The 25,671-nt window shown below is 44.6% G+C and carries 26 protein-coding genes; 2 read left to right on the forward strand and 24 right to left on the reverse strand.

Annotated features, from left to right (window positions below):
• Positions 1 to 397: 397 nt before the first annotated feature.
• The 17 genes from spoIID to E2R53_RS16490 all read right to left on the reverse strand — a co-directional run bounded on the left by spoIID (position 398) and on the right by E2R53_RS16490 (position 15,854).
• Positions 398 to 1,417: a stage II sporulation protein D gene (spoIID, locus tag E2R53_RS16410; protein WP_133312801.1), complete on the reverse strand. Its 1,020-nt coding sequence runs from the start codon at positions 1,415 to 1,417 to the stop codon at positions 398 to 400.
• 124 nt (positions 1,418 to 1,541) lie between these two features.
• Entirely contained in the window at positions 1,542 to 1,979 is a 438-nt protein-coding gene (locus E2R53_RS16415) for a VanZ family protein (protein ID WP_165971018.1), read from the reverse strand.
• A gap of 174 nt (positions 1,980 to 2,153) precedes the next feature.
• Positions 2,154 to 3,458 carry a UDP-N-acetylglucosamine 1-carboxyvinyltransferase gene (gene murA, locus E2R53_RS16420; RefSeq protein ID WP_070875388.1) on the reverse strand — a complete coding sequence of 435 codons (1,305 nt, stop codon included), beginning with the start codon at positions 3,456 to 3,458 and terminating at the stop codon, positions 2,154 to 2,156.
• Between the two features lie 32 nt (positions 3,459 to 3,490).
• Complete coding sequence (locus E2R53_RS16425) at positions 3,491 to 4,231, reverse strand: YwmB family TATA-box binding protein (protein WP_165971019.1); 741 nt, start codon at positions 4,229 to 4,231, stop codon at positions 3,491 to 3,493.
• A 336-nt stretch (positions 4,232 to 4,567) separates the two neighbouring features.
• Positions 4,568 to 4,798 carry a DUF1146 family protein gene (locus tag E2R53_RS16430; RefSeq protein WP_070875390.1) on the reverse strand — a complete coding sequence of 77 codons (231 nt, stop codon included), beginning with the start codon at positions 4,796 to 4,798 and terminating at the stop codon, positions 4,568 to 4,570.
• 149 nt (positions 4,799 to 4,947) lie between these two features.
• Positions 4,948 to 6,438, reverse strand: a complete 1,491-nt coding sequence (nuoN, locus tag E2R53_RS16435; RefSeq protein WP_133312804.1) for an NADH-quinone oxidoreductase subunit NuoN — start codon at positions 6,436 to 6,438, stop codon at positions 4,948 to 4,950.
• Between the two features lie 6 nt (positions 6,439 to 6,444).
• Entirely contained in the window at positions 6,445 to 7,962 is a 1,518-nt protein-coding gene (locus tag E2R53_RS16440; protein WP_133312805.1) for a complex I subunit 4 family protein, read from the reverse strand.
• The gene (gene nuoL / locus E2R53_RS16445) at positions 7,959 to 9,827 is read right to left on the reverse strand and encodes an NADH-quinone oxidoreductase subunit L (RefSeq protein WP_133312806.1); all 1,869 of its coding nucleotides are present in this window, start codon (positions 9,825 to 9,827) and stop codon (positions 7,959 to 7,961) included. Before nuoL ends, E2R53_RS16440 begins: the two co-directional genes overlap by 4 nt.
• 30 nt (positions 9,828 to 9,857) lie before the next feature.
• A complete protein-coding gene (gene nuoK / locus E2R53_RS16450) occupies positions 9,858 to 10,172 on the reverse strand; it encodes an NADH-quinone oxidoreductase subunit NuoK (RefSeq protein ID WP_133312807.1) in 315 nt (104 codons plus the stop codon).
• On the reverse strand, positions 10,169 to 10,681 hold the full coding sequence (locus E2R53_RS16455; protein ID WP_133313091.1) for an NADH-quinone oxidoreductase subunit J: 513 nt from the start codon (positions 10,679 to 10,681) through the stop codon (positions 10,169 to 10,171). Before E2R53_RS16455 ends, nuoK begins: the two co-directional genes overlap by 4 nt.
• A gap of 2 nt (positions 10,682 to 10,683) precedes the next feature.
• Positions 10,684 to 11,103: an NADH-quinone oxidoreductase subunit NuoI gene (nuoI, locus tag E2R53_RS16460; RefSeq protein ID WP_070875395.1), complete on the reverse strand. Its 420-nt coding sequence runs from the start codon at positions 11,101 to 11,103 to the stop codon at positions 10,684 to 10,686.
• Between the two features lie 165 nt (positions 11,104 to 11,268).
• Complete coding sequence (gene nuoH, locus E2R53_RS16465) at positions 11,269 to 12,273, reverse strand: NADH-quinone oxidoreductase subunit NuoH (protein WP_070875397.1); 1,005 nt, start codon at positions 12,271 to 12,273, stop codon at positions 11,269 to 11,271.
• Complete coding sequence (locus E2R53_RS16470) at positions 12,273 to 13,373, reverse strand: NADH-quinone oxidoreductase subunit D (RefSeq protein ID WP_133312808.1); 1,101 nt, start codon at positions 13,371 to 13,373, stop codon at positions 12,273 to 12,275. Before E2R53_RS16470 ends, nuoH begins: the two co-directional genes overlap by 1 nt.
• Positions 13,374 to 13,376: 3 nt before the next feature.
• Positions 13,377 to 14,702, reverse strand: a complete 1,326-nt coding sequence (locus E2R53_RS16475; RefSeq protein ID WP_133312809.1) for an NADH-quinone oxidoreductase subunit C — start codon at positions 14,700 to 14,702, stop codon at positions 13,377 to 13,379.
• Positions 14,692 to 15,213 (reverse strand): NuoB/complex I 20 kDa subunit family protein, encoded by a 522-nt coding sequence (locus E2R53_RS16480; protein ID WP_070875399.1) that lies wholly within the window; start codon positions 15,211 to 15,213, stop codon positions 14,692 to 14,694. The genes E2R53_RS16475 and E2R53_RS16480 overlap by 11 nt, the downstream gene beginning before the upstream one ends.
• Positions 15,204 to 15,578, reverse strand: a complete 375-nt coding sequence (locus E2R53_RS16485) for an NADH-quinone oxidoreductase subunit A (protein ID WP_070875400.1) — start codon at positions 15,576 to 15,578, stop codon at positions 15,204 to 15,206. Before E2R53_RS16485 ends, E2R53_RS16480 begins: the two co-directional genes overlap by 10 nt.
• A 75-nt stretch (positions 15,579 to 15,653) precedes the next feature.
• Positions 15,654 to 15,854 carry a hypothetical protein gene (locus E2R53_RS16490; protein ID WP_133312810.1) on the reverse strand — a complete coding sequence of 67 codons (201 nt, stop codon included), beginning with the start codon at positions 15,852 to 15,854 and terminating at the stop codon, positions 15,654 to 15,656.
• Positions 15,855 to 15,947: 93 nt separating this feature from the next.
• On the opposite strand from E2R53_RS16490, the gene E2R53_RS16495 reads away from it, so the two are divergent.
• Positions 15,948 to 16,439 (forward strand): hypothetical protein, encoded by a 492-nt coding sequence (locus E2R53_RS16495; protein ID WP_133312811.1) that lies wholly within the window; start codon positions 15,948 to 15,950, stop codon positions 16,437 to 16,439.
• A gap of 38 nt (positions 16,440 to 16,477) precedes the next feature.
• Here E2R53_RS16495 and E2R53_RS16500 read toward each other — a convergent pair whose 3' ends face one another.
• Positions 16,478 to 17,464, reverse strand: a complete 987-nt coding sequence (locus tag E2R53_RS16500) for a Gfo/Idh/MocA family protein (protein ID WP_133312812.1) — start codon at positions 17,462 to 17,464, stop codon at positions 16,478 to 16,480.
• A gap of 154 nt (positions 17,465 to 17,618) precedes the next feature.
• Between E2R53_RS16500 and E2R53_RS16505 the strand changes: the two genes are divergently transcribed.
• Positions 17,619 to 18,818 carry an NAD(P)/FAD-dependent oxidoreductase gene (locus tag E2R53_RS16505; protein WP_133312813.1) on the forward strand — a complete coding sequence of 400 codons (1,200 nt, stop codon included), beginning with the start codon at positions 17,619 to 17,621 and terminating at the stop codon, positions 18,816 to 18,818.
• 181 nt (positions 18,819 to 18,999) lie between these two features.
• On the opposite strand, the gene E2R53_RS16510 is transcribed toward E2R53_RS16505, so the two are convergent.
• From E2R53_RS16510 to E2R53_RS16535, 6 genes are all read right to left on the reverse strand, one after another.
• Positions 19,000 to 19,272, reverse strand: a complete 273-nt coding sequence (locus E2R53_RS16510) for a hypothetical protein (protein WP_133312814.1) — start codon at positions 19,270 to 19,272, stop codon at positions 19,000 to 19,002.
• A gap of 77 nt (positions 19,273 to 19,349) precedes the next feature.
• Entirely contained in the window at positions 19,350 to 20,831 is a 1,482-nt protein-coding gene (locus E2R53_RS16515; RefSeq protein ID WP_133312815.1) for a methyl-accepting chemotaxis protein, read from the reverse strand.
• 110 nt (positions 20,832 to 20,941) lie between these two features.
• On the reverse strand, positions 20,942 to 22,123 hold the full coding sequence (locus E2R53_RS16520) for a sugar ABC transporter permease (protein WP_133312816.1): 1,182 nt from the start codon (positions 22,121 to 22,123) through the stop codon (positions 20,942 to 20,944).
• On the reverse strand, positions 22,120 to 23,625 hold the full coding sequence (locus E2R53_RS16525; RefSeq protein ID WP_286166276.1) for a xylose ABC transporter ATP-binding protein: 1,506 nt from the start codon (positions 23,623 to 23,625) through the stop codon (positions 22,120 to 22,122). The genes E2R53_RS16520 and E2R53_RS16525 overlap by 4 nt, the downstream gene beginning before the upstream one ends.
• Before the next feature lie 107 nt (positions 23,626 to 23,732).
• A complete protein-coding gene (xylF, locus tag E2R53_RS16530) occupies positions 23,733 to 24,776 on the reverse strand; it encodes a D-xylose ABC transporter substrate-binding protein (RefSeq protein ID WP_133312818.1) in 1,044 nt (347 codons plus the stop codon).
• Between the two features lie 197 nt (positions 24,777 to 24,973).
• Positions 24,974 to 25,648 carry a TIGR03943 family putative permease subunit gene (locus tag E2R53_RS16535; protein WP_133312819.1) on the reverse strand — a complete coding sequence of 225 codons (675 nt, stop codon included), beginning with the start codon at positions 25,646 to 25,648 and terminating at the stop codon, positions 24,974 to 24,976.
• Between the last annotated feature and the right edge of the window lie 23 nt (positions 25,649 to 25,671).

Below are 25,671 nucleotides of genomic sequence, written 5' to 3' on the forward strand. Positions count from 1 at the left end.
ATTCCGGCAAGTAAAAGTCCCGTTTATGAAAGTAAGAACAAATGACCTGGAATCTCAAGGTCCAAATTAAAGTCAGATGCCATCATGATTATAAGATAAAACCTAATTAGCCAAGTGCAAGTAGAAAAAGCCTTTATTCAGTGCAGAAATAAAGGTTACGAGCCGGAAAAAAGTTTGAGTCAGGTCTCTCAATACAATATAGGTGGTATCAGAAAAAAAGAAAGTATTGTTTCCAAACCAGCAAGCAATACTTTCCAAAACGTCATTCTTACTGTCGAAAATCAGGAAAATACTTTCCAATTTGAAAGAAATACTTCACTTTTTCCAAGTACCTCCTAAAAAAGGACAAAAAAAAGGACAAAAAAAAGCGCAGGCAAAAATCCCCTGCGCTCCCCTTTTAATTCCGTGCCGTAAACTGCGTAACAAACGGTTCGACATTCGCCACTTGTGCTCCCTGGTAATAGTAGCTGACGATGTCTTTGTATTTTTTTCCGTCCTGGGCCATGAAGTTGGCTCCGTATTGGCTCATGCCGACGCCGTGGCCAAAGCCTTTTGTGGTGATGAGAACTTGATCGCCTTTAAGCTGCCAGGTGAAATCGCTTGAGCGAAGGCCCAGCTTTTCACGGATTTCTCGGCCGTTCAGTTTTTTGCCGTTGATGTCAACTTGGGCTACTCGTTTGCCTGAGGTTCGTTCAATGACTTTGCCTACTTCACCGTCTGAATCGAGTGTTACTCCAAGTTTTTTCTCGAAATCGCTCACTTTTATGGCGATTCGGTCATAGTATTTTGGTGATTTTTCGTCCCATGGACTTTCAACGCTCTTTAAATAAGGCAGGGATGCTGCCCAATATTCCTCTGAGTTTTCGGTGTAGCCGTTGCTGGTGGAGAAAAAGGAGGCTTCAATTGGTTTGTTTTCATATGTTAAGATTTGACCTTGTGTAGTGGCGACTGCATTGTACACCTTTTTGATTTTCCAATCATAGTCCTTGCCCCACTGCTTTTTCAGTTCGGCATCACTTTTAAACACCTGATGAGCCGTTGTGTCACTGACGACTGCACCATTTGGGACACTTATCGTTTGTTCACTCATTAATTGTTTTACGATATAAGTCCGGGCTGCCAGTGCCTGGGCTTTCAGCGCTTCGTCTTCAAAATCTGCAGGCATCTCTGAGGCAACAACACCGATGACGTATTCTTCTAATGGAATGTTTTCGATTTTTTCTGAACCGCTGCGGTACACGGGTACATCAATGATTGATTTGGCCAGCATGACTTGTTCATCCTTTTTGGCTTGAAGGTCTTCTGATAGCTCACCCTTGGTCTGATTCATAAAAGGGGCGACTAACAGGGTTGGGATCATTAATATGATGAGAAATAATCCGGCAAGAACTAAAAGTATTGGTTTCAAAGATTTCATCTAAGAGCCTCCATATCCGATATGTCGTTTACCGTCTCTACTCAATACTATGGAGGTGGACAACCATTTATGACTGAAAAACTCTTTAATCTGAAGAATTCCCTTTTGCTTCCACTGTCTATTTCTACATTTTCTGCCGATTTCCTTCGACAATTTGCACGTGTTTTGAATAAGCTGAAAGGAGTTTAACCAGAATAATTCCTGCTAATGCTCCTGTCAGGTCATAAATCATATCAACAATCCTGCCGCTTCGCATTGTATACAGCTGGAGGAACTCTGATGATGCAGCGAGGATCAAGGAGCAAACAATCGCTGTACGCATTCTGTACATGAACGTCATGACGATCGTAAAAATAAAAAAGAAAAGGGCGTGCCCAAATTTCACTAAGAGATAAAACTTACTATATATAGCTATATCGTGATAGATGAGCAAGTCGGAAAAATCGGGCTTTTTCTGTATGCTCAAGCCAACATCGTTTCCTGCCAGCAGAGCAGGCAAGTTATCCGTAAACGAAAACAATGAAAACAAGACGATGAACAACGAGGCTGTGATGAATTTCATAAAATCCTCCTTTGCATTCATCGTTGTCATTCCCTGTTTAGTTTATGCAAAAAATATGGTTATTGGTGTATAAATCATCGCAGAAATAGCAACACTAATAAAGTATTTTTCTTTTCAAAAAACAAAAAAAGAAGCTGGAATCCGAGGACTCCAACTTCTTTAGATGTACGTATTTTATGCGTTCATGTCGCTTACAGCCTGCTCGGATTTAACAGTGCTCTCTTCAGTGATGCGTTCGATATCAGCACCGATTCCAGCAAGTTTGCCGTGGAAGTCAACGTATCCGCGGTCAACGTGCTTAAGCTCTGTTACACGAGTGTAGCCGTCTGCAACTAAACCTGCAAGAACAAGTGCTGCTCCAGCGCGCAAGTCTGTTGCTGCCACTTCTGCACCTTGCATATTAACTGGACCATTGATGATAACTGAACGGCCCTCAATTTTAATATCCCCATTCATGCGGCGGAATTCTTCCACGTGCATGAAGCGGTTTTCGAAAACAGTTTCCGTGATCATGGAAGTGCCTTCAGCTCTCAGCAGCAATGCCATCATTTGAGATTGCATGTCTGTCGGGAAGCCAGGATGTGGCATTGTTTTGATGTCGATGGATTTCAGTTTTTCTGGTCCGATGACACGAAGTCCGTCTTCTTCTTCAGAAATTTGAACGCCCATTTCTTCCATTTTTGCGATCAAAGAAGTCAAGTGTTCCGGTACAGCACCGCGAACCAATACATTTCCGCCTGTAATAGCTGCTGCAACCATAAAAGTTCCAGCTTCAATGCGGTCAGGAATGATATGATGCTTAACGCCTTTAAGTGTTTCTACACCTTCAATGCGAATTGTGCCTGTTCCGGCTCCGCGTACTTTGCCGCCCATTGCATTAATGTAATTGGCAAGGTCAACGATTTCCGGTTCTTTTGCTACGTTCTCTAAGATAGTCGTGCCTTCTGCAAGAGCTGCAGCCATGATAATATTTTCAGTTGCTCCAACGCTTGGGAAATCTAAATAGATTTTTGCCCCGCGCAGTCTTCCAGAGACTTCAGCGTCGATAAATCCGTTCCCAACTTTGATAGTAGCTCCCATTGCTTCGAAGCCTTTTAAATGTTGATCAATTGGACGTGATCCAATCGCACAGCCGCCTGGCAATGCCACTCGTGCACGGCCATTTCTGGCAAGTAATGGACCCATAACTAAAACAGAAGCACGCATTTTGCGTACATATTCGAAAGGAGCTTCCATATTTAGCTCTTTAGATGCATCTACAAACACTTGGTTATTTTCAAAGTGTACTTCTGCACCTAAATGGCGCAGCACTTCATTGATTGTATACACATCGGAGAGCGTAGGCACATCACAAATTATGCTTTTTTGTTCACTGGCTAATAAAGATGCAGCGATTACTGGTAAAACGGCATTTTTAGCACCTTCTACTTTAACAGTACCGTTTAACTTACGACCGCCGCGGACGATGATTTTTTCCAAGGTCTTCCCCTCCGCGTCCCAATTTCTATATATTAATATTCAGACGTTATGATTGGTGTTCCTACTGTAACGCTAGTATTACCGCCCAATCCTGCGCCTCTGAGCGCAATTTGAATATTCATGCTGCCTTCATCTGTTGGAATCAGCTGATCCCAATCTGACGTACGTGCGGATACTGAGATGAACGATTCTTCTTTAAGCTGTTCAACTGGCACCGCGTTAAATTGTTTAAGCAAACCATTGACTTCCAATTGCAAAACACTACTCATCTTATCATCAAGCTGTCCATTTACACAAGTGAAAATTGTAGGATTTTCATGAAAAATGTCGAAACTATGAGCTTGCGCATACTCATATAGCTGCGTCCAATTTTTCCCTGAACCTTCCCCGCTGAGCTCATACAAGATATACGATTGTTTTTGGCCGTTTGTGTCGGTTGACTGAATTTGAAGCTTTTCTGTAAATCCCGTCTTTTCGTTAAAAAAGATTCCCGATGCTTTATGTAGCTTGCCATCCGCACGTTCATTCGACCACTTATAATGACGAAATTGAGTTTGTAAAAGTTTCGTTAATTCTTCAAAAGATTGTTCCTCAGCGGAAATCATTTTTTTGGAATACATCGACCACTTTTTTACATCAATCCCCTGTGCTTCCATGCCTTCTACAATCGTTCCAATTTCAGCTTCTTTCTTGTCCGACCCAATAGCTTGGGCAACAACCGTACCTGTAAGAAATAATAAAAAGATAATAATTGCCAGACTGACTTTCTTCATCGTAACCCACGTCCTCTCCTTAGTAACATTGTTACCGTTTGAGAAGGGCGTATACGTGGAAAAAGTCGTCATTGTTAGACAAGCTCATGCTGTCCTGTGGTAATCTGTAGGTCATATTCCCCTGTTCTTTATTAGTTAAACGTACAAATAAGAAAAGCGGAAGCGCCTTGGTCAGATCCGACAAACAGATAAGGGTCCGACAGAAAAGGTGCTTTTTGCCTTTACTGGCGGAGCCGTTCTGGCCGAGGAGCTAGGCGCTGTAGCTGGACACAGATGCGCAAAACAATTTATTATTCCTTTAAAAAAGCAGATGCCTTTTGCTGACTGAAAAGTTCGTTAAAATAAAAAAGGCAGCTGGCGGGACCATATTAAATAATCAAGAAAAAAGTTGCTTACAGCGCCTGAGATGGCGATCGTCAGCAGGATCAGCAGCGCACGCGCTTGCATGACTTTTCCTTTTTTCATGGCTTTTTCAATATGCAGCGCCTGCAGTGCCCACCAAGTAACCGGAATGAATACAAGATGTGACAAAAGGCCAAGCAATGCTTGCTGATTAAAATCAAGCATAGGTTTAACAACTCCTATATGCAGCTATTCTTAGAGCAAGCATAGCACTTTTTACGACAAACAAAAAAAGAAGAGGCTTTTACACCTCTTCTATTATATAAAATTTTGCACTCACATTGATGGATTTTTTGTAAAGATTAGTGGCAAATTTATGAAATATTCAAATTCAGAAAATCAAATGCCGCTCCAGGGAAAATTCCAAGCAGAACGGTTGCAATCATGCAGATGACCGTCACGATTAAAAGCGGTGCACTCCATTTAAACGGCTCCTCGGTTTCTTTTTTCCTGAAAAAGACCTGGGTGAGGATGCCGAAGTAATAAAAGTACGAGACAACAGTTGTCGCAATCATAATTGAAGCAAGAACGATGTGCGGCGTGCTGTTTGTGAATGCATTCATGAAAATCGTGATTTTCCCGATAAAGCCTGCCGTTCCTGGAAGTCCGGCAAGCGATAAGATGAAGATAGAGACGGCGATTGCCGCAAGCGGAGAACGGTGATACAAGCCCGCAAAGGCTGTAACATCTTCTGTACCTGTTTTTCTTCCTACTGCCTGCACAATCGCAAAAGCGCCAAGATTCATGATGACGTATGATAATAAGTAGAACCAGATGGCGTCAAAGTAAAAGTAGCCGCCGAATGACACGAACCCGACAAGCACATAGCCGGCATGTGCAATGGATGAATAGGCAAGCAGACGTTTGATGTTCTTCTGCCTTAAGGCGACCGTATTCCCTACAATCATCGTGATCGCAGCTAAAATGGCAATAAAGCCTTGATAGACAACCAGTATCGACTGCATGCCATCTTCATCTGGAATGTTGCCGAAGACAGACAAGCACAACCTTAGGATGATAATAAACCCGGCTGTTTTAGAAACAGCGCTCAGAAAAGCTGTGACAGGTGTCGGCGCTCCCTCGTACACATCCGGTGCCCACATGTGAAAAGGGACCGTTGCGATTTTAAACGATAATCCGACAAAAACAAGCAGAAACGAAATTCCTGCCATGTAGAGATAGCCTGACTCTGTTAAGGCGTTCAGCTGCGGTATCATTTCTGTCAGGCTTGTCGTACCCGTCAGACCGTAAATATAGCTCATCCCGAATAGCGTAATGGCCGTTGAGATCCCGCCATTAATCACATATTTTAAAGCTGATTCGTTTGATTTTAGATTTTTTTTGCGCAAGCCCGCCAGTATATAGGAAGAAATGGACAGCAGCTCAAGGCCGACAAATAAAGTAATTAAATCCCGGCTTGATGCCATCATCATCGCTCCAAGAAGCGCAGCGAGCAGCAAGTAATAAAATTCTCCCCGCTCCTTTAATCCTTCGCGCGGTTCATAGTCTATGGACAGCAAGAAAATAAGCGCTGCTCCAAGCAGTAAAATGAATTTGAACGCTTTTGCAAAGGAATCCAGGACAAAAGTATCATAAAGTATCACTGTATCTTTTGCGCCAATCATGAAAGCAAGACTTACTATGGCGCCGGCAATGCCGGCAAAGCCAATCCATCCGAGCCATTTTCGACTGTTTCCTTCTTTCATGAAAAGATCCATAATCGACAGCAGCAGCGCCGTCCCGAGGATGATGAACTCCGGTGTCATGACACTCCATTTATAGCTGAGCAAGGTTTCCATATCCATTGTTCATCACCCCCCTATCCCTTTCATGATGGTTTCGATTGTCAGCTGCAGCGGAACGGAAAGTCCATTCGGATAGACGCCAATCAAAATAATGAAGAACAGCAATACGGTTACCGGAATAATCTCGTACCACTTCATATCAAAGTGCGTATGCTCTGATTTTTTTTCGGCTCCAAAGGTAATCGATAGGACAGCTCTCAATAGATAAGCGGCGGTCAAAATGATGCCGATTGTTCCGATTGCCCCAAGCTCCGGATGCTGATCGAAAACCCCCATGAACGCCGTCAATTCACTGATGAAACCGGACATGCCGGGCAAACCAAGCGATGCCATTGCCCCTGCCAGCAAAAATCCCGCAGCGAGCGGCATGGCTTTCGCTAAGCCTGAAAGCTGATCCAGCTGTGTTGTTTGCGTTCGTTCCAGCAGCACTCCCACTAAGAAAAACAACAGAGCAGAGATCAGTCCGTGTGAAACAACCTGGAAAATCGCCCCCTGTATACCCGCTTCGTTTAAAGCGCCAAGTCCGATGAGCACAATCCCCATATGCGAAATACTTGAGTAAGCAAGCACCATTCTCAACTCATTCTGGATGAGCGCCAGAAACGCTCCGTACAGAAGATTTACAAGCCCAAGCACGATTAAGATCGTACTTAGCTTTGAAAACTCGTTCGGGAATAAGCCAAGTCCAAATTTTATTAAACCGAATGCTCCAATTTTCAAAAGAATGCCAGAATGCAGCATCACAATTGGCGGCGGCGCCTGAACATGCACCCTCAGCATCCACGTATGCAGCGGGAAAATCGGAAGCTTCACTCCAAATGCCGCGATGAGGGCAATCAGCAATCCAAGCTTAAAATCGTCTGAGATTGGCCCGATCAGCTGAACGTCCGGAGTATTCAGCAATTGGCCAAGCAAATCGATATTTGTTGTCCCTGTTTTTGAAAAGAGCAGAATGATTACAATCAGCAGGATCGCTGACCCAAATCCGTTATACAGCAAAAATTGATACGCTGCTTTTTCGCGGGCCATGAATCCCCATTTTCCGATGAGAAAGAACATCGGAATCAGCGTGATTTCAAAGAAGATGAAGAAAAGAATGAGATTCTGGGCCATGAAGACGCCGAGCATGCCGACTTCTAGAAGGAGCAGCAGTATAAAATAGCTTTTCCAGTTCTTTTTAATGGAAACAGAGGCCGCTGCAGCTAAAGCCGCGAGAATCGATGTGAGCAGCACCATAATCAGCGAAAATCCATCAAGTGCAAGCTCATAATCTACCGTAAACACGCCTGGCTGCATGTCGCTGTATTGGCCAAACGCAATCCATTTTTGTTTTTCGGTAAATCGCGCAAGGTCGCTGCCGAGCTGATATTGCGCAAACACAATGCCTGATAAAAGGACGGCAGGCAGAGTCGCCAGGAATCCGACCAGTTTTAGCGGGGTTTCCTGATCTTTATTCATAAAAGCAAGAACGATGATGCCAAGAACAGGTGAGAAAACCAGGGCCGTAAGCAAAATAGATGTCATAAAAAGTTCCCCCCTGTCACTGCATATAGAACGAGTAAGATAGCGAGTCCGACAAAGGCCACGGTTCCATACATCTGCACTTGGCCGTTCTGCATTTTCGAACCGAAGGCGCCGGCTGAGCGGACAATACCCGCTGCACCTTTTACAGCACCCTCAACCAGGAATTTTTCGAGATACTTGCAAAAAACGCTGATTGTATTCGTAAGCCAGATCACTGTCATTCCATATAACTCATCAATGAAATATTTATTCTTAAGCACCGAATGAAGCATTGGCACCCGCGACCTTATTTTCTCAGCTGAGATCGATTGTTTGCTGTACATCATGTAAGCAAGCAAGATGCCAAGCAAAGAGACGGCGGTTGCTGCGACCATAATCCATAGCGGCCCTTCAATATGGCCGTGGCCAAGCTGCGGCGATCCTTCCGTCAGCCAATCACCAAGAAACGTACCGAACCAAGGAGTGTTGCTGTAGCCTGAGAAAATGGCGAGAACGGCAAGGATGCTCATTGGAATCAGCATATTGGACGGTGATTCTTTTACACTTGAAAGCTCTGTTTTCGGCCTCCCCGTGAATATAAGGAAGAAGAGCCTGAACATATAAAAAGCAGTGAAAAAGGCGGCGATGAGTGCCAGCCAGAAAAGGGCAGGATTTCCATGTGTCCATGCTGCTATCAGAATTTCATCTTTACTGAAAAATCCTGAGAAGAGCGGGACTCCGCTTATGGCCAGCGTGCCGATCAGAAACAGCGGACCCGTGAACTTCAGTTTTTTCCACAAGCCGCCCATCTGATCGATGTTTTGTGTATGAACAGCGTGAATCACACTGCCCGCCGCTAGAAACAGCAGGGCTTTAAAAAAGGCGTGTGTCATTAAATGAAAAACACCCGCGACATAGCCTGCGGAACCAAGTGCCAGCATCATGTAGCCAAGCTGACTGACAGTCGAATAAGCAAGCACTCGTTTGATGTCTTTTTGCACAAGGCCGATGCTTGCAGCGAAAATAGCCGTGAAGGCTCCAATAGTAGCTACTACAAGGAGGGCCGTTTCACTGGCGGCAAATAGCGGATACATGAGAGCAACTAAATAAACACCGGCCGCAACCATTGTTGCCGCATGGATGAGGGCGGAGACGGGCGTCGGACCTTCCATCGCATCCGGCAGCCAGGAATGAAGCGGAAATTGACCTGATTTTCCAATTGCCCCGATGAAAATCAAGAGGCTGATCAGGGTAATCATATCAAGCGGGACTTTGCCATCTGCCACACTCGCAAAAATCTGATCATATTCAAAGCTTCCTACCTGCCAAAAGAGGAGGAGCATCCCGATGAACAGACCGACATCCCCGATCCGTGTCATGATAAAGGCTTTTTTTGCAGCTGCCTTCGCTTCTTCTTTATAAAAATAGAAACCAATCAATAAGAAGGATCCGACTCCGACGAGTTCCCAGAAGATATAGAGCTGAAGCAGGTTTGTCGTCATGACAAGCCCGAGCATGCTGAAGGTGAATAAACCTAGATACGCATAAAAAACAGGAAAGCGCCGGTCTCCATGCATATATCCTTTTGAATAAATATGTACAGCTAAGCTTACAAGCGAAACGATCACCAGCATCAAGGCATTTAATTGATTGATTTCAAAACCCGCTGTCAGGTCAAAATCGCCAATTGTGAGCCACACGGTTTCCGCTTTATAGGTTGGCTGTGTAAACCGTTCGAACAATACAGCGAGCGAGCCCGCAAATGCAAAAAGCATAAGAGCGCTTCCGACAAAGGCACTGCCCTCCCTCAGGCGTTTGCCGAACAGAAGCAGCACGAGGAATGAGACAAGCGGGAACAGCGGGATCGTCCAGGCATATGGCATCATTGTATTCAATCCCCTTCTTGTTTAGAGGTTTTAGTGCTTCATAGTATTATAGTCATCAATATTGACGGATCTCCGGTTGCGGTACAGGGCAAACAGGATGGCAAGTCCAACGGCTGCTTCTGCTGCTGCGATCGTGATCGTAAAGAGTGAAAAAACCTGTCCGGTTATATCAGGAACGACGCCGTATTTGCTGAAGGCAACCAAATTTATGTTGGCAGCATTCAGCATCAGCTCGATTGAAATAAGCACGATGACCGTATTTCGTTTCGTCAAAGCTCCGTATAAGCCGATGCAAAAAAGGATCAGTGCGAGAACAAGAAAGGCGGATAATGGAATCGAGCTCATTTTTTGTCCTCCTCATTCTCATCTTTTTTCGCCAGAATGATCGCTCCAACGAGGGCAACAAGCAAAAGAACCGATGTGAGCTCAAACGGAATGACGAAATGCGAATAAAGGGAAATTCCGATTTGCTCTGTATTTTTTACATGCAGATTGGCAGTCGGCTCACCGAGCTTGAGATCATAGATTCCAAGATACATAACGAGCGCAAACGCAGCGATTCCAATAAACGTGATGAGCTTTCTTCCTGTGCCCGCTGCGGACTGCTCCTCGTCCTCATGACGCGTGAGCATAATCCCAAACAGCATGATGATCGTGATCGCACCCGAGTAGATTAAGATTTGGACAGCTGCGACAAATTCGGCGGAGAGAAGAACATATAATCCGGCAATACTCACGAAAGTAAACACCAGCGATACGACCATATGAACCACTTTTGCCACATTCAGCATGAGAATGCCGCCCCCGATTGCCACCATGGCGAGTCCGATAAAGGCTACATACTCTCCGGTTATACTCACACCTTATTCTCCTCCCTGATGTTCTCATCATTTTCATCCAGCCATTCGAGATTTTTAAAAAGCTGATCGCGGCTGTACTCCGCAAGCTCAAAGTTATTCGTCATCACGATGGCTTCTGTCGGGCAAACTTCCGTGCAAAGATCGCATAAGATGCAAATTTCAAAGTTAATATCATACGTATCAATGATTTTCCCTTTTTTCGCCGGATCAGGATGCTTCTTCCCTGTCAGCTCAATGCAATCTGTCGGGCAGATATTCGCACATTGATTGCAGACAATGCACTTTTCCGGATAAAACTTCTGAATGCCGCGGAACCTGTCAGGCAGCGCCAGGGCATCGTTCGGATAATCATACGTCACTTTTTTCTTCGTCAAGTTGTTCAGGGTATACGTTAAACCTTTTGCCAAGCCTCGCATGCTCTCACCCCTTTAATTTGTGAAGACTGGGCCGCTGTGCCGGGTTTTGGCCGGGCTGCGGCGGGTATTTTCCGCTTTTACTTGCCGATACTGGTTAAATACTTTCCGGAATGCCTTTCTTACTTGCGGGTATTCCGGATTTACTTTCTTTTTTCCAGCTGTCTCCTATTTAAAGAAAATCTCCTTCACAATCGCCGTGATAAAAATGTTCGCGAGTGCGACCGGAAGCAGCACTTTCCATCCGAATTCCATCAGCTGATCGGCGCGGATCCGCGGGAATGTGACGCGGAACCAGATGAGGATGAAGATCACTACACTGAATTTGAGACCGAACCAGATTGCGCCTGGGATAAAGTCAAGAAACGCAACCGGATGCCATCCGCCTAAAAAGAGAACGGTTGTTAAGGATGCCATCGCGAAGAAGTACACATATTCCGAAAGCATGAAGAATGCCCAGCGGAAGCCGGAGTACTCGACATGATAACCGGCAACGAGCTCTGACTCTGCTTCAGGCAAGTCAAACGGTGTTCTGTTCAGCTCTGCCACCGAGGCAATGAGGAAAATGAGAAATCCAATCGGTTGAAGAAAGATAAACCAGACGTCCTCTTGAGCATCTACTATCGTATTTAAATTCAGGCTTCCTGATAACAGGACAACCCCGATCACCGACATAACAAGCGGAATCTCATAGGAAATCATTTGAGCTGCAGCACGCATACCGCCAAGCAGCGAGTATTTGTTATTTGAAGCCCAGCCTCCTGTTACAATGCCTATCGTTGTTAAGCCTGATATGGCAATGTAGAACAGCAGACCGACTCCAAGATCAGCAAACTGAAAGGCATCAGTAAACGGAATCGTTGATAGTACGATGAATGCCGGAGCAAAGGCGATGACAGGAGCGAGAATAAACAGCGGCCTGTCAGCAAGCTTCGGAATCGTGTCTTCTTTTATCAGAAGCTTTAAAACGTCTGCCACCGTCTGCAGCAGCCCCCATCTGCCCCCAACCTGGTTGGGGCCGATGCGCCCCTGCATGAAACCCATGACCTTGCGCTCTGCCAGGATGCCATATGTGACGAAGCCGAGGACGACGAACAGGAATGCTGTTGCAAGCCCAAAGAAGATCGCAAAGTTGCCTATGCCCGGCGATGATTGAAGCAGGCCCTCCACCATTAGCCGTCCACCTCCCCAAGTACGATGTCAATGGCACCGAGAATGGTAATGAGATTTGACATGTTTTCTCCTTCCAAAAGCTTTGGCAGGATCTGCAGATTGTAAAAGGACGGACGCCTGAATTTCAGACGGTACGGCTCTTTTTTTCCTTCACTTGCAATATAGCAGCCGATTTCACCGCGCGGAGATTCAATCCGAACATACGCCTCTCCTTTAGGTGCTTTAATGATTTTCGGCACTTTTGCGATGATCGGTCCATCAGCCGGGAATTGTTCTACTGCCTGCTCTAAGATTTTCAAGGATTCCTCGATTTCTTCCATTCGGCATTCGTAGCGGGCAAAGGCATCCCCCTTTGTCCGGACAGGCACGTCAAAATCAAACCGGTCGTAAATCGAGTAGGGTTCATCCTTTCGAAGATCCCATTTCACGCCTGTGCAGCGCAGATTTGCCCCGCTTAAGGAGTAAGCAAGCGCCTCTTCTTTCGTGTAGATGCCTACTCCTTTTACACGGTTTAAAAAGATTTCATTTCCGGACACGAGATCATGATAGCCTTTCAGCTGTTCTCTCATATAAGGGATGAATTCGGCTACCTTTTGGGTCCAGCCCTCCGGCGCATCCCATTTCACGCCGCCGACCCTCATATAATTGAAAGTCAGCCTCGCGCCCGAAAGCTCCGTCAGCAAATTGATAATCATTTCCCGCTCGCGGAAAGCATATAAAAATGGACTGACTGCCCCAATATCAAGCAAATAGGTGCCCCACCAGACAAGGTGGCTTGCGACTCGTCCAAGCTCCATCGCAATCACCCTTAAATACTCTCCCCGCTCCGGCACCTGAATGCCTGTCATCGTTTCCACTGCATGACAGATGACATAATTGTTCGTCATCGCAGACAGATAATCCATGCGGTCTGTATAAGGAATGATTTGTGTGTATTGCAGGTTTTCCGCAAGCTTTTCGGTGCCTCTATGTAAATAGCCGATAACCGGTGTAGCTTCTTTAATGATTTCTCCGTCAATCTTGATCACAAGCCGGAACACGCCATGTGTACTCGGGTGCTGCGGTCCGACATTCAGGAGCATTTCTTCTGTCCGTATCAAAAGCTACACCTCCACATCATAGGGTTCATAATCTTTGCGAAGAGGATGGCCGACCCAGTCATCCGGCATCATAATTCTCGTTAAATTCGGGTGGCCGGAAAAGTGAATGCCAAGCAAATCAAATGCTTCGCGCTCAGGCCAGTCCGCGCCTTTCCAAAGCGGCTCAAGGGAATCAATTTCAGGCTTGTCGCGGTCAAGCTTTACTTTCAGGACAACTGTATGGCGGTGGACATAGGAAAAAAGATAAACGTACATTTCCATATGCGTTTGAAAATCGGTGCCATGAAGTTCAGAAACGTAATCAAATGCCAATTCTTCATGTTCTTTCAGAAGCTTGGCAATGGCAAGATAGGATTCTCTTTTTGCAACAAGTGTCGGGACATCTTTGGACAGCCTATTAATATAGTATTCTTCCAAAACGTCTTTACCGAGCTGCTCCCCGATCACTTTTACATACTTATTTAAAATGGGCTCATTAGGTGAAGGTTCTTCTTGTTGAGGCTGCTCATCTGGAGTAAGTTTTTTTGCTTTAGCTGCGGCAGCGGCTTTTGCTTTTGCAGCTGCGATGGCCTTTGCCTTCTCTTTAGCCAATTCATCATCGGAAAGATTTTCACGGGAAGCTTTTGCTTTTGCGGCGGCTGCCGCTTTTGCTTTGGCAACAGCGTCTGCTTTTTGCTTGGCTAAATCATCTGCAGGTGCACCTTCTGTTTTTGCTTTTTGCTTTGCGAGAGCTGCGGCCTTTGCTTTTGCTGCTGCCACTGCTTTTTGTTTCGCAAGGGCGAGGTCATCTGTAGATTCGTTTTCGGCCCCTTCTGCTTGTTTAGCTTTCTGTTTTGCGAGGGCTGCTGCTTTCGCTTTTGCTGCTGCCACTGCTTTTTGTTTCGCAAGGGCGAGATCGTCTGCTGATTCGTTTCCGGCCCCCTCTGCTTGCTTGGCTTTCTGTTTTGCGAGGGCTGCGGCTTTTGCTTTTGCGGCGGCTGCCGCTTTCTGTTTCGCGAGAGCTGCCTCATCAGCCGGTTCCGCTGTTTCCTTGGCCTTTTGCTTTGCCAGTGCAGCGGCTTTCGCTTTTGCTGCAGCTGCCGCTTTTTGCTTCGCAAGGCTTGCGTCATCGATTGTTTCATTCGCTTTCGCTTCCTGTGCTTTTTGTTTCGCTAATGCCGCTGCCTTTGCCTTTGCAGCAGCTGCCGCCTTTTGTTTTGCAAGATCGCCGCTGTCTGAAGGCAGGTTTTCTTGCTTAGCCTGCTTTTCAGCGAGCTTTTTCAGAGCTGCTTCCTTCGCTTTTTGAGCGGCTTCCCGCTTCAGCTGCTGGAGGTCTTTCTCATCGCTCATGGATTATTTCACTCCCTGTTTTCGCCTCATAACGGATTTTTTCTTTCAGCTTGTTAATTCCGTAGATGAGGGCAGCAGGATTAGGAGGACAGCCCGGGATGTACACATCAACCGGCACGATCTGGTCGACTCCTTTTACAACGGCGTATGATTTAATATAGGGACCGCCAGCTGTTGCGCAAGAGCCCATGGCAATCACCCATTTAGGTTCAGGCATTTGATCATAGAGACGCTTTAGGACCGGAGCCATTTTTTTCGTCACAGTCCCCGAAACGATCATGACATCGGACTGGCGCGGTGATGTCCGGAAAAAAGATCCGAATCGGTCCAGGTCATAGTGGGACGAGCCGACACCCATCATTTCGATTGCACAGCAGGCAAGTCCGAACGTGAGCGGCCAGAGGGAATTGCTTCTCGCCCATCCCTTCAGCTCTTCAAGCGTTGTTAAAAAGACGCTGCGCTTCAGTTCTTCCATTTCATCATGTGGAATATTCGTTACATTTAAGTCCATTTCAGCACCTTCTTCTTCCATGCGTAGACTAGCCCGATCACGAGCATGATGACAAAAATGAGCATCTCAATGAGGGCAAACACGCCTAACTTCTCATATGCGACTGCCCATGGATATAAAAACACCGTTTCTACGTCAAAAATAACAAACATGAGGCCAAACATATAATAGCGGACATTAAACTGCACGCGTGAATCATGGTATGGATCAATTCCGCTTTCGTATGTGGTTGCTTTAGCTTCGCTTGGTGCACTGGGCCTCAAAATCCGGCCGATTCCAAGCGCAACAACAGGAAGCAAAATGCCAAGGAGCAGGAAAACAACAACGATTAAGTAATTATTCAAATATACGTTTAGTGATTCCATCCATTTCCCCCGTTATGTTAAAAATAGTAGAACTTTCAAAATATTATAAATGTAACCGCTAACATTATAACATCATTATCCAATTTGTGTATAGATAACGAAATGCTGAACCGACTGGTTAGCCCCGACAGGCAGATAAGAATTCACCGGAAAAGTCCGGTTTTGACTTTTTCGGGGAATTTGTTCTGACCGAGGGGCTAGGAGGTGAAGCTGGACACCACGAAAATGCAGGACCGCTCTTTCTGCACCAGAATTGAACACCAGTACTTTTTCCAAATTCCACCTCCCTTGTAGCTTTAATGTAAGCTGCTCTATTAAAGTCTTCAGGATGATATACTTGCTAATGAACAAACGACGAGAGGTGACAGAATGCTAGAATCTTATAATCATCAAATTGAAACAGATTATGGCAGGAATTTGCCTGTCTTTGAAAATGAAGAATTGGCCAAAGTGTATTACTATGAACAACGGAAAGAGAACTTGTCTCTTTTAGAAGATATATATGCAGAACTCGGCTTAACATTAAACTATTCTTTAAAAAGTTTAATCCAGCTGGAAGAAGTGTACTTTTCATTTTTTCAGGAAAATAAGTTCCGTGACTTTCAGCTGTCCATTGCGGACTTGGAAGAATGCATGAGCATTTATTTTGGTGAAGTCGTCACGATTCACTTAGATGGGGCTTCCTGGATGGTCAAAGAGTATTCGTTTACTGAAGGCGCCTACGTGATGGGACTGCAGTGCGGACGTTCAACGACTTATTTTTCGAACCTGTTTGAAGATCATTACATGACTGCGAAGGATGCATCTGAACAGAAGATTTACAATTTGTATAAGCGTTATGAGAAAAAAAGTAAAAAATGATGGAAAAGCAGCTGGAGAGTTCTCCAGCTGTTTTCTTTTTATAATTGAATTGTAACTCTCCGCTTTTCCACATTCGACTGAATCGCCGCTTCATTCACTGCCGTCAGCAGCAAAGCATCTTCATTCGAAATATATGGTGTTTTGCCAGACTGGATGGCGTCTGCCCATTGCTCCATTGGAATTGGCAGCTCTTCTGGAAGCTGCTCGATCACATGTGTGCCTTCGCCATTTCTGAGTTCCACTTTTCCATCCTGAATCAGCAGACAGCCTTCGGTTCCGTACAATTCAAGATAAAACGGACTTCCATGTGAAACGAATGAGGTTTCGAGCACTCCAGTTACGCCGTTCTCATAAGAAACGAGGACAGAAGCCTGATCTTCGACTTCCTTTGAATAAACGTAATCAAAATGAGCGGATACTTCTTTAGGTTTTCCTGCAAGACGGTTAAGCAAGTAAATCGGATGTGCGCCTAAATCGATAAGAGCGCCTCCGCCGCATTGTTCGGCATTGTAAAAGTGCGCCGGCAGCCATCCTTCAGGGTTTTCCGCAGAAGGGACTGAACCGTTATGAGCAACACGGCATCTTGCCATTTTGAGTTCTCCGATTTTCCCCTCTTTCAGTGCTTGTTCAGCATAAAGGTAATAATCCGTGCTCAGTCTTGGCATCGAGACGACAAGGGTCACTCCCGCTTTCTGGACAGCTTCAAAGATCTCTTTGCAATCCGCTGCTGTTAATGCCAGTACTTTTTCTGTGAAAACGTGTTTTCCATGCTGTGCTGCTTTTATGATGACATCCTTGTGCATGTTAGTCGGTGTATCCACTACCACCCCTTCAATGGCAGGATTGCTCAGAACTTTCTCAAGCTCAGGCTCAAATGGAACATTCAGTTCATTGGCCCATTGCTGCCCTCTTTCTTTGTCTTCATCCCATACTTGCGTAATGTTCAACTTAGAACTGTTATGTATATCTCTTTCATAATCAACGGCATGAACGTGCCATTTGCTTAACATTGCAACTGAAATCATTTTGTTCCCTCCCGGAAGTTTTTCACACATATAGTAATTTCCTTTTCGAACACCTGATTTCCTTTTCTATTTTTGGAGAAAATTTTAATTAGAGAGGTTTTTTCTTTGGATAAAAGAGGGAATATGCTTGTTATCATCCTAAGGAGGAAAAAGAATGAAGCTGCATAACGGTTCTCTATACTGGCCTAAAACGGTTAATGACATTCAGGCATACCCTGAACTTCATGATACAATCACATGCGATGTCCTCATCGTTGGAGGCGGCATGTCAGGTGCTTTGTGCGCCCATACCCTTTCAAAATATGATTTAAATACAATAGTAGTCGAAAAAAGGACCGTCGGCAGCGGCAGTTCAAGTGCCAATACGGGGTTGCTGCAGTTTTCAAATGACATGATGCTGCATGAATTCATCAAAAGAATGGGCGAAGAGCAAGCGGTCCGTTTTTATAAAATGTGCTTAAAAGCGGTAGATGAGCTCGAACTTGCAGCTAAAAGCCTGCCCAAGGAAGTCGATTTCATCAGAAGAAAAAGCTTGTACTATGCAAGCACCTCCGGCGACAAATCAAAACTGAAAAAAGAGTTTAAAGCTCTATCTAAGCACGGTTTTCCTGCAGAGTTTTTGAAAAAAGATGAAATCAAAGAGCGATTCGGATTTGAAAAGCCGGCTGCTCTTTTGACAGATGGCGATGCTGAAGTAAATCCATATAAATTCATTCAAGCTTTAATGGAAGACGCTCATCACAAGGGTGTGCGTATTTTTGAGAACACCGAAATTGAAGAGACGGACAGAGATGATGAATACGTCTATTTTCAATCCCCGCATGGGAGAATTGCCGCTAAGAAAGTCATTTATTCGACCGGCTATGAGACCATTCCTTTTGCGAAAAAACTGGGTGCAGAAGTGAACCGAACATATGCGATTGTGACAACGCCAGTGAAGTTTCTTGATCATTGGGAAGACCGGAGCCTGATTTGGGAAACGAAACGTCCCTATTTCTATATGAGAACAACGGTTGACGGCAGAATTGTAGCCGGAGGCCTGGATGAAGAAAAAATGGAAGCTCCAAGCAGCGAGGATATCATCCGCGAATGCGGTCAGCGGCTCTTGGATAAAATCAAAGAGCATTATCCGAGCTATGAAATGGAAGTGGATTCCGTATGGGGCGCAAGCTTTGGCGAATCAGACGACGGACTGCCTTTCATCGGAAAGCATCCAAAGAAAGACAACGTCTATTACTGTCTTGGCTTTGGCGGAAATGGAACCGTCTATTCCATGCTTGGCGCTGAAATCTTGAAGGATCTGATTCTTTATGACTCTCACCCTGATGCGGAGATTGTTAAGTTGGACAGATAATGGGAGCACTCGCATTAGTGCTGCCATTTTTAACGGTTCAACTCATAAAAAGTGGCGTCACTTGCCTTAGTGCTGCCACTTTTGGCGGAGCAAGGTCGCCAAAAAAGAGCTGTTAAATTTATTAACAGCTCCTTTTTTCATGCAAAAAAAACAGCACCGCCATCAGGCAATGCTGTTCTATTTATTTCTTCTTTTCATCATAGTATTGAACGGGATACATGGAGCCTTCTGAGACCATGTTATTATCATCAATATCTTGAGGATCTGGATGACCCGCTTTGTCAACCGGGAATGAATCAATGTTTTTGCGCGCAAAATATGGAATCTTGTTCTTGGCGCTATTCACGAATCCTGTTACCTTTTGACGGTTAGACTTATCCTTTAATAGATAGGATGTCACTCCGACTCCGACTGTTGATAAGGCAATACCTGAAATTAATGTTTTCTGTCTCATACAAGTTGCTCCTTTCGTCTGGCAATTTGTTGCTTACTTTTAATTACCCGCTCTCATCATACACAAAACATAAAATTTTATTGCTTCGTGCTTTGTTGAATTTTATCCGCACTTTGAGCTGTTTCATTCATAAAGCTTGCGATTTTCTTATTGTCATCGTTAAGTGTTTCAATTGTGGCACTCATCTCTTCCATGCTTGCTGATGCTTCTTCGATGATGGCGGCAAGTTCGTTTGTAGATTTTTCGACACTGATTGTATTAGCTTCAACATCTTGTGCAATAGCTTCAAACCCGCTAAAGCTCTGGGTGATATTCTTCAATTTCTCCTTCAATTGATTGAAGCTTGCACTTACCTCTTTTGTAAACTGAACGCTGTTAGATAAGTTCGTGCTGCTTACGGTCATTTTCTCTTCGGCCTCTGCACTTGTTTGATTGACTTGCTTTAGATTCTCAGTGATTTTCTTCGTTGTGTCATTCGTCAGTTCGGCAAGCTTGCGGATTTCCTGAGCGACAACAGAAAATCCTTTTCCGGCTTCTCCCGCTCTTGCAGCTTCAATCGATGCGTTTAAGGCAAGCAAGTTTGTTTGCTCCGTGATTTGCCTGATGTTATTTGTGAATTGATTGGTTTCTTCTATTTTTAAATTAAGAAGCTTGAAGGTCTCATTTAATGCGACTACCACCTCTTGCAAGTGATCCATTTGGTCCGAAAGCTGACCGGCCTTGTCTCCGCTTTTGTCAGCTATGTCGCTTGCCTGCTTGGAATCTTGATTCAATCGTGATGATAGTTCACTCAGTTCTTTTATAGAAAGCATATTATTATGTGCGTTTTCGGCAATCTCGCTGATTTGTTCGCTTTGAATCTGGCTTCCGGCTGATACCTCATTTATGGCAATCGTCATTTCTGCTTGCGCTCTTGCATTTTGCTGCACACGGTCATTCACTTTTGAAATGTGATCCGCTATGCTGCCTACTTCCCTTTCAAGGTTTTGTTTTTGCTCTTCTTTCATTTTCGCATCGGCCTCTGCACCTGCAATGAAGTCCTGAAGCTGTTTAAATTGCTTATTGTTTAAGCGGATTAAAACACCAAGAAGCACGCCGGCCAAGACATATGTGATCATGATCGCCCCAATGCTGTCCATAATAATTGCTTGTTCCTTAGAGGGGACAAGTGCATTCACTATTAGTCCGATAAATCCAGCTATATAACCGATGGCAAACACAAACGGATGGTATTGAACCGCTGAAAAGATGGCCAAAAACAGCATAATGGCAACCAATGAAAGATTTGCCCCTGTTATAAAGATCGACACTGTAGTAGCACTATAGATCATAACAACGCTGAAATACGGAAATAAGAATTCTTTCTTTAGAATGAAGTGGAAAAGCACATAAAACAAAAGGAGTAAAATAAGTTCAGTTAAATAGACAGGACTTTGTTCGTATTGTTTTGTCATAAGGACATAAATAAAAGCCAGAAGAGCGGATGTTCCAAATGTAAAAAGCATCAGCTTGTTCTTGCTCTTCAAATCTTCATATTTCACTTTTTCTAAAGCTGTCATAATTTCTCCCCTATAATCAAGATCTTTTATTTTTTATATCGACAGCGCTTTCACTTTATTTATATCTCCAAAAAAATAAACGCTGCACCAAAGATGCAAGCGTTCAGATGTTACCTTTTCTTCTTATTGCGGCTGTAAATATCAAACCATACGGCAAGGACCAGGATGCTTCCTTTTACAATTAGCTGCCAGTACGCATCGATGTTCATGATGCTCATGCCGTTATCCAGACTTGCCATTACCAGAGCTCCGATGATTGCGCCTGGAATGGTGCCGATTCCGCCCATTAGACTCGTTCCGCCGATGACACAGGCTGCAATCGCATCTAGCTCATACATGTTCCCCGCCCCAACTGTTGCCGCATTTACGCGAGCTGTAAGAATAAGACCTGCAATGGCGGCAAGTGTATTCCCGAGAACGAAGACAAGCAGAATTCTCCTTTTCATGTTAATGCCGGACAGAACTGCTGCCTCCGGATTGCCCCCAATCGCATAGACCTGTCTGCCAAACACGGTCTTTTTTGCAATAAAGTGAAACACGACTGCCAGCAAAATCACGGTGATAAATGGAATGGGAATGCCCTGATATTGGTTCATCAAGTAAACGAACGTAAAGATCAGCAATCCAAACCCAACAGATGTAATAAGTGTCCAATTCATGGAGAGAACTTCAAATCCGTACTTAATTCTCGCATTGCGCTGTCTGATTAAAAAGAAGACGGCAAGAATAAAGGCGATGGCGCCAATCACAAGCCCAACTGCAGGAGGCACATACCCCTGACCGATAAATTTCAGCTCAGGAGAAAGCGGGGCGACTGTCATACTGCCGGTAATCCCCGTTAAAATTCCGCGGAAGATCAGCATGCCTCCAAGAGTGACGATAAAAGCAGGCACCGCCCTGTAGGCAATCCACCAGCCCTGCCATAAGCCGATCAGTGCTCCTAATAAAACCGTTGCGATGATGACCGGCACCGTATCCCAGCCAAGCCACACATTCAGGATCGCAGCAACTCCCCCTGTCAATCCGACAAGCGAGCCTACAGAGAGGTCAATTTGACCCGATACGATGATCAGGACCATGCCGATTGCTAAAATGGAGGTAACAGACATTTGCAAAAAGAGATTGGATAAGTTCCTTGGTGTTAAAAAGGTATCGTTTAATACAGAAAATAAGATCCAGATAACGATTAATGCCCCAATCATGGAATATGCGCGGATATCAATGGTAAAAAGACTGATCTTTTTTTCTTTAATCGGTGTTTGCTGTTTATTGATATTCAGGTTCGTATTCATCCTGCAAGTCCTCCTGTCGCTGCTCTCATGATCTTTTCCTGTGTCGCCTCTTCCGCCTGAAATTCCCCTGTGAACCTTCCTTCAGACATAACCAAAATCCGGTGACTCATACCCAGCACCTCAGGCAGTTCGGACGAAATCATAATGATGGCCACGCCCTCTTTCACAAGCTCGTTCATAATGTTGTAGATTTCAAGCTTTGCTCCTACATCAATTCCCCTTGTCGGTTCATCCAGTATCAGCACCTTCGGCTTTGTCATCAGCCACTTTCCGATAACCACCTTTTGCTGATTTCCTCCGCTCAGTGTGCCGACAACCGTTTCAACCGAAGGAGCTTTTATCCTTAGCTGCTTCAGATACTGATTTCCGCTGTGAATCTCTTCATTCTGATTGATCATGCCGTACGATGAGATGCGCCTCAGGCTTGGCAGAGTCACGTTATTTTGAATATCCATGTTTAAAACGAGGCCGAATTTCTTGCGGTCCTCCGAGACGAGTGCCAGGCCGTTTTCGATTGCATGCTTGACTGATTTATTTTTTGCAGCTTTGCCGTCTATCTCAATCGTCCCTTGAGATAAGCCTGCATATGCCCCGAATAAACTCATGACAAGCTCTGTTCTGCCCGATCCCATCAAACCGGCAATGCCGAGGATTTCTCCTTTTCTGACTTGGAAGGAAACAGAATCGATCACTTTTTTGCCTGGCAATTCCGGATGATAGACACTGTAATCATCCACCTTCAGCATCGTTTCTTTAGGATTCGCGATCATGCGGGGATACCGGTCTTTAATCTCACGTCCAACCATGTACGCAATCACTTTATCCTCAGTCATGTTTTCCGCTCTTTGAGAAGTTACGGTTTTTCCGTCCCGCAAAACCGTGATGGTATCTGCGATTTCAAACACCTCTCCCAGTTTGTGAGAAATATAGATGCACGTGACTCCGCGCTCTTTAAATTCTTTCAAAATAGCGAGCAGGATCTTAACCTCCTGCTCCGTAAGAGCGGCAGTCGGTTCATCCAGAATGAGTATTTTTGCATTTTTGGAGAGAGCTTTGGCGATTTCGACCAGCTGCTGCTGGCCTATGCCGAGGGTTCCGGTAATCGTATCTGGGCTGACACCCTTTAAGCCAACCTCCGCCAGCCATTTTTCACACACCTGGATCATCTTATTCTGATCAATGATGCCGAACGTTGCAGGTTCATTCCCGAGAATTAAGTTTTCAGCTACCGTCATTTGTCTGACCAGAGCAAGCTCCTGATAAATAATTGAGATGCCGGCTTTTTCTGCATCCTTGATCGTTTTAAAGGACTGCTCCACTCCTTCAACAGAGATCGAACCTGTATATGTTCCGGCTGGGTAAAGACCGCTCAGCACCTTCATTAAAGTCGATTTGCCTGCACCATTTTCACCGCAGAGTGCATGGATTTCGCCTTTTTTCACGGTAAAAGTTACGTTATCGAGAGCTTTGACGCCGGGAAATTCTTTTGTAATTCCGTTCATTTCTAATACTGATGACACCGCAGGTCCTCCTTTAGCAAATTCCATTTTTTCGGGTTCTTTCTAGAAAAAAATGCGGAATACTGTGCATTCCGCATTTTCATTCCCTTTTATTTATAAACGTCCTCTTTTTTATGGAAGCCGTCTTTAATGATGGTGGCATCGATGTTATCTTTGTTGACCGCAACCGGATCGAGCAATAAAGATGGCACGTCAATTTTTCCGTTGTTCACTTTACCGTTCGTTTCCACTTTTTCGCCGTTCGCCATTTTCACAGCTAAGTCAGCTACCGTTTCAGCAATCAATGTGATTGGTTTGTAAACCGTCATTGTCTGTGTGCCTTCTACGATACGCTGTGCTGCTGCAAGCTCTGCATCCTGGCCTGATACCGGTACCTTCCCGTCCAATCCTTGTGCAGCAAGCGCCTGAATAACACCGCCAGCCGTACCATCGTTCGCTGCCACTACAGCATCGACTTTATTGTTGTTTGCAGTTAAAGCATTTTCCATATTCGCAAGTGCGTTCGCAGGATCCCATTCTTCTGTCCACTGATCGTAAACGACTTTGATATCGCCGCTGTCAATTAACGGCTGAAGCACGTTCATTTGGCCTTTTTTGAAAAGATGGGCATTGTTATCTGTGTCTGCCCCTTCAATTAAGACATAGTTTCCTTTAGGAACAAGCTCTGTGATAGCTGTTGCCTGCATTTCCCCGACGCGCTCATTATCGAAAGAAACGTATAAATCCACATCTGAATTTTTGATTAAGCGGTCGTATGAAATCACCTTTACATCCTCTTGATGAGCCATTTCTACAATCGAAGCCGCTACCTCTGCGTTATGAGGAACTACTACTAAAATATCAACGCCCTGGCTGATTAAGTTTTCAGCCTGTGCAATTTGCTTTGCATCGTCGCCATTTGCTGCCTGTACATTTACCTTCGCGCCATGTGATTCCGCTTTTTCTACGAACAAATCACGGTCGCGCTGCCAGCGTTCTTCCTCAAGAGTATCCATCGAGAACCCAATCACTAATTCATCATCATCTTTAGAACCGCCGCCGTCCCCTTTAGTCGGCTCAGATCCTGAGTTATTGCATGCAGCTAGACCAAACACAAAAACCATCAGCATAAACAGCATAAAAAACTTTTTCATTTTCCCATCCCCCTTTGGACATTCCATCTTACAAGACTAACTTTATCATCTATGTAAGCGTTTTATTTAAAGTGATTCCTGTACTTTTTTAAGATATATAGCATTATTTTCAGAATAATAGCAACCGCTTTCATTCTTCTAAAAAAAGACTGTACCGCTAACTGTTTATCAGCGATACAGCCTTTTTATGCCGCATGTCAATGAGAATGAGCACCTTCTTCTTTTTCCTCGTGGACATAGGGCTGTGCAGGAGGTTTTATTTTTGAGATTTTCTTAATTTGCAGATAAGGTACCTCAGTGGATGAATACGCAGTTGTACTTAACTCCCCTGAGACGCTCACCCACTGATTATCTTGAAAATCTTGTGCCTTTTCCATCGCGGAAAGAAGACCATATAACCCGTCATGCTCATCCACACAGCACGGATCACCGCTTCTTGCAACCACAAATTGCGTATCCGTAAAATCTTTTTCGCGGTGGACAATCCCAGTCAGTTCAACCTGTTTTCCCGCGAACTCCTTTGGAAAACGGTCTAGAACATCCAAAATGGAGATGTAATTTTCATTTGAAAGAATGATTGTATCCATCTGCAATAAATCATTCTTTTGATCTTCATAATATGCATCAGGCTTATCTTCCTCATGATGATCATCTTCTAGCTCAGGTTTATATTTTTCATCCAGCTTTTCCATATAGCCGTCAGGATCTTCTAAATACTCTTTAGCATTTGCCAACGGTTCTTCTTTTTTCTGAGAATCTTCTTGTTTTTCCGGCTCTCTCTCAACTTTTTCCGGCTGCATACTCATGACAAAAACAAATACAATACTTCCTATAATCAAAAGACCTAAAGCGGCCGTTAAAAAATTTTTCATCTTTGTTAACTCCTACTTGATTT

Origin of the sequence: Peribacillus frigoritolerans (assembly GCF_004358755.1) — a bacterium.
In the GTDB taxonomy this organism is placed as follows: Bacteria; Bacillota; Bacilli; order Bacillales; family Bacillaceae; genus Bacillus_P.